10 protein-coding genes are annotated in these 11,610 nt (G+C 61.2%); 6 read left to right on the forward strand and 4 right to left on the reverse strand.

From position 1 onward, the window contains the following. The first annotated feature begins 98 nt into the window (after positions 1 to 98). Positions 99 to 1,004, forward strand: a complete 906-nt coding sequence (locus tag AQS8620_RS11970) for a MurR/RpiR family transcriptional regulator (RefSeq protein ID WP_200809625.1) — start codon at positions 99 to 101, stop codon at positions 1,002 to 1,004. Here AQS8620_RS11970 and dusA read toward each other — a convergent pair. Further along, a complete protein-coding gene (dusA, locus tag AQS8620_RS11975) occupies positions 1,001 to 2,035 on the reverse strand; it encodes a tRNA dihydrouridine(20/20a) synthase DusA (RefSeq protein WP_085837149.1) in 1,035 nt (344 codons plus the stop codon). The genes AQS8620_RS11970 and dusA overlap by 4 nt on opposite strands. Before the next feature lie 114 nt (positions 2,036 to 2,149). Next, positions 2,150 to 4,183 (reverse strand): phosphatase PAP2 family protein, encoded by a 2,034-nt coding sequence (locus tag AQS8620_RS11980; protein WP_159453238.1) that lies wholly within the window; start codon positions 4,181 to 4,183, stop codon positions 2,150 to 2,152. Positions 4,184 to 4,348: 165 nt separating this feature from the next. Here AQS8620_RS11980 and AQS8620_RS17085 point away from each other — a divergent pair, with 165 nt between their 5' ends. From AQS8620_RS17085 to AQS8620_RS11990, 4 genes are all read left to right on the forward strand, one after another. Next, positions 4,349 to 4,546 (forward strand): hypothetical protein, encoded by a 198-nt coding sequence (locus tag AQS8620_RS17085; protein ID WP_159453239.1) that lies wholly within the window; start codon positions 4,349 to 4,351, stop codon positions 4,544 to 4,546. Between the two features lie 180 nt (positions 4,547 to 4,726). Beyond that, entirely contained in the window at positions 4,727 to 5,401 is a 675-nt protein-coding gene (locus AQS8620_RS16905) for a winged helix-turn-helix domain-containing protein (RefSeq protein ID WP_143267514.1), read from the forward strand. Beyond that, the gene (locus tag AQS8620_RS11985) at positions 5,391 to 6,857 is read left to right on the forward strand and encodes a sensor histidine kinase (RefSeq protein WP_085837151.1); all 1,467 of its coding nucleotides are present in this window, start codon (positions 5,391 to 5,393) and stop codon (positions 6,855 to 6,857) included. Before AQS8620_RS16905 ends, AQS8620_RS11985 begins: the two co-directional genes overlap by 11 nt. A 209-nt stretch (positions 6,858 to 7,066) precedes the next feature. After that, on the forward strand, positions 7,067 to 7,423 hold the full coding sequence (locus AQS8620_RS11990; RefSeq protein WP_085837152.1) for a response regulator: 357 nt from the start codon (positions 7,067 to 7,069) through the stop codon (positions 7,421 to 7,423). Between the two features lie 361 nt (positions 7,424 to 7,784). On the opposite strand, the gene AQS8620_RS11995 is transcribed toward AQS8620_RS11990, so the two are convergent. Next, the gene (locus AQS8620_RS11995; protein WP_085837153.1) at positions 7,785 to 8,165 is read right to left on the reverse strand and encodes a response regulator; all 381 of its coding nucleotides are present in this window, start codon (positions 8,163 to 8,165) and stop codon (positions 7,785 to 7,787) included. Next, a complete protein-coding gene (locus tag AQS8620_RS12000; RefSeq protein ID WP_085837154.1) occupies positions 8,162 to 10,108 on the reverse strand; it encodes an ATP-binding protein in 1,947 nt (648 codons plus the stop codon). The genes AQS8620_RS11995 and AQS8620_RS12000 overlap by 4 nt, the downstream gene beginning before the upstream one ends. An 83-nt stretch (positions 10,109 to 10,191) precedes the next feature. Between AQS8620_RS12000 and AQS8620_RS12005 the strand changes: the two genes are divergently transcribed. Further along, positions 10,192 to 11,583, forward strand: coding sequence for an extracellular solute-binding protein (locus AQS8620_RS12005; RefSeq protein ID WP_085837155.1), 1,392 nt, complete (start codon positions 10,192 to 10,194; stop codon positions 11,581 to 11,583). The last annotated feature ends 27 nt before the right edge of the window (positions 11,584 to 11,610 follow it).

An 11,610-nucleotide genomic window follows, 5' to 3' on the forward strand; every position in this document is an offset into this window, starting at 1 on the left:
ATGAAGGTCCGTATGACTGTGGTTACATCAATTCAATTAAAATGTGCCATTTGTTACCAAGTATGCCGATGGACCCGCGAGAACTTTTGGAGATGCCTATGGATCAGGCGCACTATGGCCTTCCCGCTCAAACTTTGGTCGCCCGTAAAATTCAGCAGGCCTATCCCGAGCTGACAACAGCCCAGCGTCGGTTTGCCGAACTGGTGCGCAGCGCGCCGCTCAGAGTCGCCCGTCTCAGCATCCATGATGCGGTTTCCCTTGTGGGCGTGTCGGTTGCGACGGCCAATCGCTTTGCGACAACGCTGGGGTTCGAGGGCTACGCCGATTTCAAGAACGAGTTGATCCGTGGGTTCGAGCAGCTGTTTGCCCCCCTTGATCGCTTCGAACGCGACCTTGCCGAACATGACGAACCCGTGGGGGTCATGCGCACCGCACTGGCGTCGGATGTGGCCAGCCTTCAGCGCACGTCGGGCGCGCTATCCGCGCAGGACCTGGACGCGGCTGTAACAATGATTACAGGTGCGGCGCGCATTCACATCGCCGGTTTCGACCTTGCGGCGCATTTGGGCGGCATCTTCGCGATTGAATTGGCGATGGTGGGCTGTCGGGCAAGCTCAGCGACCAACGGCGGCGGGTCCATCGGGGCAATCCGCGATATTTTCGATTTCGGCCCGCAGGATCTGGTGATCGCCATCGCCTTTCCGCATTACTACACCGACACTTTGCGCATCACACAATGGGCACGCGGGGCGGGCATTCCGGTGCTCGCCATCACCGACACAATGGCCTCGCCCCTTGCGGCGATGGCACAAACCAGCCTCTTTGTCCCCCCCGCGCCCGACGGGCAATCGGCCTCTTCTACGGTGATTTTGGGACTGCTTGAGGGGCTGAAAGCCGCCGTGGCAATGCGCAAGCCCGATGCGACCGAGGCGGGGCGGCGGTTTTCCGAAGCGGCTTATCCGTGGATGACGGCGGGCGAAAAAGGCTGGGCGTCGCGCGATTAAACGCGCGCGTTTGGGGAGGGCGCACCGGCAGGGGCCGCAGCATCGCGCGCCGCCAAAGCCGCCACCAAAAGGGTGAAATCCACATCGCGGCGATGGGCATTGTCCGACAGCACCCGCCGCCAGGCGCGCGCTCCGGGCGCACCGGCAAACAGCCCGAGCATGTGGCGCGTGATCTGCGCCAGCTTGCCGCCCGCGGCGAGATGGGCGGTGATGTAGGGCTCCATTTCGTGAACGATCTGGGTGCGGGTTTTGGGGGGCTGCGCCGCGCCATAGATGCGCGCATCGGCGGTGCCCAGAATGTCCCACGGTTGGTGATAGGCCGCCCGTCCCACCATCACCCCGTCCAGCCCCGCAGCAAGCTGCGCCTCCGCCTCATCGAGCGTTTTGATCCCGCCGTTGATTGACAGATGCAGGTCGGGAAAGCTCTGGGTCATCTGTTGGACCAGATCAAAGTCGAGCGGGGGAATGTCGCGGTTTTCCTTGGGGCTGAGGCCCTGCAACCACGCCTTACGGGCGTGGATTTGCACGCGGCGGACACCGGCTCTGGACAGCTGTTCAAGAAAGGCGGGAAGCACCTGCGCGGGGTCCTGATCATCCACGCCGATGCGGCATTTCACCGTGACCTCGACGCTGCTTGCGTCCTGCATCGCGTGCAGGCAATCGGCGACCAGATCGGGCGATTTCATCAGCACGGCGCCAAAACAGCCCGATTGGACGCGATCCGAGGGGCAGCCGACGTTGAGGTTGATCTCGTCATAGCCCGCAGCAGCGCCCAAGGCGGCGGCTTTGCCCAATTCCTGCGGATCGGAGCCACCAAGCTGCAACGCCAGAGGGTGTTCCTCGGGGCTGTGGTCCAGCAAATGCAACGCCCCGCCCCGCACAAGCGCGGGGGCGGTCACCATCTCCGTGTAGAGCAGGGTCTCGCGCGACATGAGCCGGTGGAAATAGCGGCAATGGCGGTCGGTCCAATCCATCATCGGAGCCACGGACAGACGGGCTGCCGTTTGCAGGGGGCGGGGGGAGACGGGCATGGCGGTGACCTCTCTGGCAGGATCGGACAAGGGGGAGGCGTGTCAGGACACTTTGACAACGGATCGCGCCGATATAGCCCAAACTGGCGCAAAAGGAACCCCCAAGCCCTGCGCCTAAGGGGCAGGCAGCGCCGTGCGCGTGGTGGCACTTGCGGGTGCAAAGGCGAAGGGCAAAGCCTGGGGGGACGGCTGGGGCGCGGCCTGGGCCACTGCGTTTGCCGGGTCGTCTGACGGGTCGTCCTCAAGCGGGTCCTCGAAGGTGAGGCTGGCAACAAACAGGGCGCGTCCGTCGGGCAGCATGACATCCGTTTGCCACAGCCTCAGATGCCAGCGCTTTCGCGCGCTCGCAGGGTCGGGCGGCAGGGCAAAGGCCAGATCTTGGGGCAGGTCGCGCCAGAACAGGGGCACCACCAAGGGCGCGGGCAGGGGCTGTTGTGTCCACTGCGCCCAAAGCGCCTGCGCCAGCCGGCGCGGCGTGGGCACCGGGGCTGCCTGCCATCCTGCTGTCGCAAGGGCCGCGCCAAGCGTGGCGGCATCGGGGCTTGCGAACACGCTGGACAGGGGCGCGCGCGCTCGGCCCAGCAGGGTGGTGGTCGCCTGCGGCCAGCGATTTTCTGTCAGGATTTGGGCCGGATCGCTCAGCGTGAGCGCGGGGAGGGGCGGCAGGCTGTTGAGGGGGCTTTTGTGCAGCGCGGTGAGGCTCACGGCGGCGCAGATGGCCAGCGCAAACGGGCTGAGGGCGCGCAGCGACAGAGGCTGCGCTTGGGGGCTTTTAACGCGGGGGCGGCGCGACAGGGCTTCGCACAGGGCAATGCCGACCACCAGCCAAAGCGCGCCCACAAGATAGCCGTTGAGCACATCCGAGAGGTAATGCTCGACCAGATACAGGCGGCTCAGGCCGATGAAAAACGCAAATGTCAGTGCCAAAAGCCCCGCAAGCGTGCCGCTAAGGGCGCGAATTTTCCACAGCACATAAAAGAACATCCCCCAGATCGCGACCGAGGCGGCGGCATGGCCGCTGGGAAAGCTGCCGGAGGTTTCGACAAAATACCCCAAGGGCGAGCGCGGGCGGTTGAACAGGATTTTGAGCAAGGTGACACTGCATTGGTTGCCGATCACCACGATCCACAGCCCCAGAACCAGTGCGCGGCGGCGCAAAAGCGCAAGGGTCAGGGTCATGCCGATCAGCAGCGTGACAAGGATGCGCCAGCTGCCAAAATCGGTGATCGTTCCAAAGAGCGTGATCAGCGGCGGGCTGCGCAGCGCGAAAAACACATTGGCCACGCGCAAATCGGTCTCGGTGACCTGTGCTGAGGTGACGAAATCAAAGGTCGATTCCGCATAGGCGGCGCAGAGATACGCAAAGACCAGCGCCAGAAACGTGGCAGGCAGGCCGCTGAAACGGTCGCTGCGCAGGCGCGCTTTGAGGGCGGCGGCGCTGCGGGGATGGCGCGCGACGCTCTGTTCGACCCGCGGGTGGGTGCGTATCTCGTGCCACAGGGAGCGGCACAGCGCGATGAGAGGGGGCAGGCTGCGCCGGACCTGCCAAACCAAAAGCCACAGCGCGCCGGTGATCAGCGCCACCGCCCCGCCAAAGGCCAGAAGGCGCGGCGTGGCCGCGCCCATGGTCGCCGCGGCACTGCCGAAAAAATATCCCAAAGCCGGCAAGGTAAGCGCATAGGGCAGCGCACTGGCGATATTCCACAGCGTAAAGCGGCGTCGCTCCATGCCCGCCATCGCGGCCGCAAAGGGCACAAAGGCCGACAGTGGCCCCAAAAACCGCCCCACAACCATGGCAAAGCCGCCGTAGCGTTGCAGCAGGCCGCGCGCGCGCACCAGTTGCGCGGCCCCCGGGAGTTTGGGCGCGCCGCCCTCTTTTGTGGCCAGGCCGCGGGTCGCCAGACGCCCGAGGCGATAGCTGATTTCGCTGCCAAGGATGGTGCCACCTGCGACGAACCACGCCAGATCGAAAAAGTCGATGACGCCGCGCTGGACGAGAATGCCACCCGCGATCACCGCCAAGGCGCCCGGGGCGATCATCCCTGTCAGCACGACGGCCTCCAGCAAGGCGCAGGCCGCGAGAAACCAGTAGGTCCAGATGCCCAGGGATTGCAAGGACGGCAAAAGTTGATCGAGGCTGTGGGGCACAGAGGTCTCCAAGGTAAGCGGCCGGACCTGTTTCCGGCCCTGTGATATCTGCGCGCGGTTTCTCACCAAATCGGATCGGCGGCATTGCAAATTTGTAATGTCGTTGACGGGTAAATGAAACGGGCAGGGCGCAAATCTATCACAACACCACACAGGAGATCTGACATGACGAAACTGAAAAACATTCTGGGCGCGACTTTGGCTGGCCTTGCCGCATTGGCGGCCTTGGGGGCGGGGATCTTGTTCGTTGCCACTGCGGTTGTCATCGGCGCGATGTTGGCCTTGGCGGCGCGCATCACCTTTGCCGCGCGCCCCGCAGCGGCGCCTGAGGCGCCCGCGCCCTGCGAAGAAGCTGCGGCCTAGGGGCAAGCTTGGGGCCGATCGGGCACATGCGCTCTGCCAAAGGGGCGCGGATCTGCTATACAGGGGGCAAAGCGTGGCAATGCTTTGCCGGCAGGGCGGCCCCCGATGGCCCCCGATGGCCCCTGATGGTTCCGGTGGGCGGCGGTGCAAACTGGCCAGTGGCATGTGACAGGACGTGATATGAAAATTCTCGTGGTCGAAGATGACGCGACAACCGGCGCCTATATTTGCGACGGGCTGCGCGAACTGGGGCATTCGGTTGATCTGTTTACCACCGGAACGCAGGGCCTGATCCAAGCGACCGTGGGCCAGTACGATGTGTTGGTGGTGGACCGGATGTTGCCCGAACTTGACGGCATCAGCCTTGTGAAAACCCTGCGCGGTGCGAAAAACTGGACGCCTGTGCTGTTTTTGACCTCGCTTGGCGGTGTGGACGACCGGATCGAGGGGCTGGAGTCGGGGGGCGATGACTATCTTGTCAAACCCTTCGCCTTTGGCGAATTGAGCGCGCGGATCGCGGCGCTGGGCCGTCGTCCGCAACCGCAGGACACGCCGACGGTTTTGACGGCGGGCGATTTGGAAATGAACCTTTTGACGCGCAAGGTCACGCGGGCAGGGCAGGTGATCGACCTCTTGCCGCGCGAGTTTGCACTGCTGGAGGTGCTGCTGCGGCGCAAGGGACGGGTCCAGACACGCACCATGTTGATGGAAAGCGTCTGGGACATCCATTTCGACCCGATGACCAATGTCGTCGACACCCATATCAGCCGGTTGCGCAGCAAGGTGGACAAACCCTTTGCGCGCGAGTTGATTGAGACCGTGCGCGGATCGGGCTATCGTATTGATGCGCCCTGACGCCGCTCTGCACGCCCTCCTGCGCGCGCCCCGTGGCGCAGTGGCGCGCCTGTGCGGCGCGCGCCACTGGTTGGCGCGCTCGACCCCGATGCGGGTGACGATGATCCTTGTGGCGATTTTCGTGGTCGCCTCTGGCGCAAGTTTTGCAAGCGCCTATTTCGTCATTCGCAGCACTCTGGACAGCGCGTTTGCAAGCGAGATCGAGCAGCAGGTCACGCTCTACCAACAGCTTGGCACGCAGGCAGCCCTGGAACAGCGCCTGGCGAGCGATATCCGCACCAGCGATCCCGAGCTGACGCTGCTTCAGTACCAGCCCGACAGGGGCATGACCCTTGCGAATGTCGCACCGATTGCGCCGTTTCACGGAACGCGCGTCCTGTCAGAGCGGGCGCTGAAGGGGCGAAGAGGTGATCTTGCCGACAGCTATCTGGCCCGAAGCCTGCGGGTGGGCGCGGGCCAGTTGATCATCGCCAAATCGCGCGCGCAGGTGATCGAGATGGGGGAAATCATGCTCGGGGTCGTGCTGCTTGGTCTCTTGCCAAGCCTCGCGGTGGCCGCGGTTTCGGGGGGATTTCTCGCCCGCGTGTCCGGCCGTAAAATTGCGCGCATTCAAACGGTTCTGGAACAACTGACCTCGGGCCAGATGCGCGCGCGCGTCCCCCACGCACATCCCGCGCGCGACGATCTTTCGCAAATCGGGGCGGCGGTGAATACGATGGCCAGCGCACAGGAGGCGCTGATCGACTCGATGCGCCAGGTCACCGCCGACATTGCCCATGATTTGAAAACACCGATCCAGCGGGTGGCGGTGCTGTTGGACCGGCTTGAGCGCCAGTCGGATCTGAGCGCGCCGCAGCAGGCGCTGGTCGGGCAAGCGCAGGATCAAACCGCCCAGATCGTCAAAACGTTTCAGGCGCTGCTGCAACTTGCCCAGATCGAAGGCGGCGCGGTGCGCGAGCGTCTGACCCGCACCGATCTGCGTCAGGTCACGGTGGATGTGGTTGAGTTTCTTGAGGCCGAAGCCGAGGCGCTGGGCGACCGCCTGTCGCTGGATATCGCGGGGGCAGGGCCGTTCGAGGTGGCGGGGGATCGGCATTTGCTGGCGCAGGTGCTGGCGAATTTGATCGAAAACAGCATGCGGCACACGCCTCGCGGCGCGCTGATCAGCGTTACGCTGCGCCGGATCGCCGGTGCGACGGCAGGGCAGGTTGAACTGTTGGTCTGCGACGACGGGCCGGGCATTCCGGCGGGTGAGCGCGACAAAGTGCTGCGCCGCCTGTACCGGATGGAAAAAAGCCGCACCACCGAGGGCAATGGGCTGGGCCTGAGCCTTGTGGCGGCGATTTGCGCCTTGCACGGTGCAAAACTGACCCTTGAGGCGGCGCCGAACGGTCAGGGAAGCGCCAAGGGGCGCGGGTTGCAGGTGCGCATCCTGTTTGCGGCGCTGCCGAAGTAGCGCACCCAGCCCCCTTGCAACTAGGGCGCACTGCGGCGTTGCCGGTCGGTCAGGGCGCGCTTGGCAGGCCCTTCTGCGGGGGGCGATGCAGACGGCGATGCGCGCCGTGATTCAGGCCATAATCAAAAAAATGAAACAGTTCTAAGGGGCTTAACCTGAAATTCAGGTTTTTTGGACAAAGATTGTGCATCAGGAAGTGGGAACGAGCGATGCAGGCACTCATAGTCGAAGATGATCCAAATCTGCGATTCATGTGGGAAGAAACCCTTGAAGGCGAAGGCTTCGAGGTGTTGTCGGTCGATTCCTGCCGTCTGGCGATGCAGGCCTTGTTGCGCCGTCCCTTTGATTTGGTCGTGCTGGACCTGTTTGTGGCCGATGGCAATACGATCGCCTTGTCGGATTGGGTAAAAATCCGCACGCCCGCGACCAAGATGATCATGCTGACCGGATCGGACGTGTTCTTGAACAACGAACATTTTGAAACCGCCTCAAGTCCTGACTGGTTCTTGCGCAAGCCTGTCCAGGCCAAGGACCTTGCGGCGATGGCGAATTATCTGGTCGGGTGAACTTCCGCCGCTGCCCGGGCACAAGCGACACGGGCACAAGCGACACGGGCACAAGCGACACGGGCCCAAGCCACATGGACACAAGCCACATGGACACAAGCCACATGGACACAAGCCACATGGACACAAGCGGCCCGGGCGAAGTAGCGCCCGATGGTCAAGGCGGAGGGCATGGCGCGCCCTGTCAGGCGCGCACAGGCGGTCAGTGATCCGCTAGACGCCGGACCCTTTAAACGCCGGACCCGTTGAAGCCCGGACCTGTTAAGCCCGGACCCGTTTAGCCCAATCGTTTAAAACCCAGCCTATCGCGTCCCCGCAGTCGCGAAACGGGCCTTGCGCCCGCATGGGGCGGCCAGAACCCTTAGGTGGCGCGCAAACTCTCCAGCACCGTCGCAATCTTTGCCCGTGTGATCGGCTTGGAAATGACACCGTTGAACCCTGCTGCGCTGGCAACTTGGGAATCATGCCAAAATGTATCTGCGGTGACCGCAAAGACCGTCAGGTTGCGCGGCGGGTCGTCATGGGCGCGGCGAATTTCACGCGTGGCATGGTCGCCGGTCATGACAGGCATGTGGATGTCCATGAAAATAGCGTCAAAGCGACCGCTATTTTGCGAGAGCGTTTCCAGACAGGCCTGGCCGTTGGGGACTTCTTCACACCCCACGCCAAGATCATCAAGCATTTCGCTCATCAGAAACCGGCTGGTGGGATCATCTTCGACGATTAGAATGTGCGATTTCATGCAGCTTTCCCAATGTTTAACGGGTTGATGTGACTTTCATGGACGGGAAGGGACACAAAGAAGGTGGTCCCGTGCCCGGGCGCGCTTTGCAGGTGGATTTCTCCGCCCATCATCTCGATCAGTTCGCGCGAGATCGGAAGGCCAAGACCGCTTCCGCCAACGCTACGCGACGGGCCTCCGTCGATCTGGCGGAATTTTTCAAAAATCTGGTCGTGCAGATGCGCCTCGATGCCGATCCCGCTATCGGATATCTCGAACAAAACAGCCTCTGCGCCCCTGAGCATCGCGGGCGCAATGCGAATGCGGATCATGCCCTCATCCGTAAAGCGCACCGCATTATCGACGAGATTGACAAGAATCTGGATAAGCCGGTCCTGATCGCATTGCATCGTTTCCGGCAATCCGGGATCGACCTCGACTTTCGGGGTGATTGGCTTTTGGGATTTGGCCACTGTCCCTTCCATCAGCAGGGCAACCTGATCTGCGATCCCACGCAACGCGCAATCCGACACGTTCAACTCAAGGCGACCGGCATCAATCCGTGCTGCGTCCAAAATATTCGTCAAAAGATGAAACAATCCTTCAGCGGCGGCACGACCGTGATGGGCGCGCTTTTTCTGGCGCGCGGGAATGTCGGCGGCTTCAATCAATTCGAACATTCCCATAATGGCATTGAGGGGCGTACGTACTTCGTGGCTCATCATCGCAAGGAAATCTGTTTTAATTTTGGCGACAGATTCCGCTTCAATTTTAGATTTTTTCAACTGTTCTTCAAATTCGTTGCGTTGCTGACTGAGACACCGCAGTTGATCTACCGCAGCGCTCAAGGCGGAAATCTCATCGCGACCGCTCAAACGCCCCATATCGGAAAAATCATCCTGCTGAATCGCATATACCTGCTGCTCGACTCCGCGCAAACGGCGCACGATTTTACGTTCGATCACAAAGAAGATGATAAGGCTCGAAAGGCCGAAAAAGACGAATGCGGCAAAAATTAAAAACAATTTGCTCGACAGAAGGCTTGATTCCAATTCGGTTGTCGAGGTTTTGACCGACGCCCTTTGGGCTTGGACCACGGCAGAGGTATCGGCTTTCAACAGGGAATACTGCGCAACCAGATTGCCTGCCGCCGCCAGAATGTCGGCTTCGCGTGTGAGGTCCTCGACCTTGTTGCGCGTTGCGGAACCGTCTAAAAAGGCCCTGTAAAACGGGGCGATGGTGGTGCCCAATTCGGTCCGTAGCGGCGTGTCGGGCATCCGCGAGATCGTGGCGTAGAAATCCACGAACCGACGCTTGACGGAGTCATTGACGCGGGCAATCTGGCCCAGAGATTCCGCGTCGATCAAATCGCGGACCCCGTCCTGGATGAATGCCAGATCGGCGGAGGCATTGAGAAGGCGTTGCAGGGTGCTGGTCAACAGGGGCGCTTCAGTGCCATTTGGAATATTGCGCGCCGACAATTTGGAATATTCAAGTTTTTCCGACAGAAGTTTCAACTTGGCCTCCATCTCCCGCAGGTTCGCAACCGTTGTATGCCTATCATCGGGCAATAGCTGGATGTCGTTAGACAATTGATCGACCTGTGTCTGGATGATTGCCAGATGGTTGCGGATGTCGGGCGTAAGCGATGCATCGGCCTCAAGGGCGGCAACGGCTTTCTCATTCAACAGATCAACACTTTTACGTGTCTCTTCAAGCGCGGCAAGGCGCTGCTCCTTCGAGTTGGCCGACATGATCAGAACGGCCGAACCGGCCCCTTCAAAGGCAGATTCGCTCATTTCATCGAGATCAAGCAAAACGGGAACGGTTTTTTGCGTCAGGGAAAGAAAACGGGTTCCTGCGTCCGCAATTACAAGGAAAGAAACGTAAAAAAGCAAAAGGCCGATGGCCGTCAACAGCATGACGCAGAGGCGCAAAAGACTGGTCGCGTTCAGATGTTTCATGATTAGCCAAATATTAACTCGCCTTCATCAATACTGGGCGAGAGTTAATTGCTGGTAAATTTTCCGAGGGAGCAGGACATAGAATGAACAGACGGAAGTTTTTGGTAAACTCGGCCGCGCTTGCCGCCGCGATGCCCGCGGCTGTGCGCGCGTCAAGCGTTGCGCACCCCCTGCTGCCCGAAGCTGCGGCGGCGAAGGCCCTGGCCGGCGGGACAAAGCCCGTCTTGCACTGCCTTTTTCCCGAAGGAAGCCAGTCCAACATAGACGCCGTCCTTGCGCAATGGACCCGCCAGACGGGGCTTGATGTGACCTTTGAAACAGAGAGCCTTGATGACATCAACGGGCGCATTCTGTCGGATTCCCTCACCGGTATGACGACCTATGATGTGGCGCTTCCGGCGACTTTCGGCATCGCCGATCTGGTGCATGGCAATGCGTTGCAACCGTTCGATGCGCTTGCGCCCGCGGGCTTGGCGCCGGCTCTCGGTCCGCAGGTGCTCTATAGCGACGGAGATTTTGTCGATGGCGCGCGCTACGGGTTCCAAACCGATGGCGATGTCTATCTTGCTTTTTATCGCAAGGATTTGGCAGAGCAGGCAAATGCAACCGGGGCCTATGCGGCGCAGCATGGCTATCCTTTGGCAACGCCAGACACATGGGCCGAACTGGACCGGCAGATGGCGTTTTTTCATGACCCGACAGAAGGGTGCTACGGCGGTGCGCTGTTTCGAAATGCCGGCTATCTGGCTTGGGAATATCTTTCGCGCCTCAATGACAAGGGCGCGCGCATCATCGGTGCCGGGTTCGAGCCGAATTTTGGAAGCGATGCGGCGGTCGAGGCGCTTGAGGACATGATCCGCGCGACCGCCTTTCTCCATCCGGCGACCGCAACATCGGGTCTCTTTGAAAATTGGGACCTGTACCGCAACACGAAAATCTACGCCAATGTCGGGTGGGGCGGCTCGCAAAAGATGTTTAACGTGCCTGGCTCTCCGCTGCGGGGCAATATGATCCACGCCCAGCTGCCTGCGGGTCAGGGGAGGTCGTCGGCCTATTTCAACTGGGGGTGGTCCTACGTCATTCCGCGCGCGGCAAAATTGGCAGAACTTGGCTATCTTTTCGCCCGGTTTGCGGTGTCTGACAGCGTGTCGACCTTGGCGGTGCGCGAAGCGGAGGGCTATTTCGACCCCTTCAACGAGGTTCACTATGCCGATCCGGTGATCGAGGAGGTCTATTCGAGTGCCTTCCTCAAGGTCCACCGCGCCGCGATGCGCAATGCCAGTTTGAACCTCTATGTCCCGGGGTATTCCAACTACATGAATTCGTTGAACGAATATCTTGCCCTCGCAATCGAGGGGACGCATCGCCCCGAAGTGGCACTGGAGCTTGCAGCATCGGAGTGGCGGTTGATCACCCTTGAGGTCGGGCAAAGCAACCAGCATCAACGCTGGTCGGATCTCAAGGCCATCGACTAGCGGGGGCTGCGGCGGATGTCACAGGGC

Origin of the sequence: Aquimixticola soesokkakensis (genome assembly GCF_900172375.1) — a bacterium.
GTDB classification, from domain to species: domain Bacteria; phylum Pseudomonadota; class Alphaproteobacteria; order Rhodobacterales; family Rhodobacteraceae; genus Aquimixticola; species Aquimixticola soesokkakensis.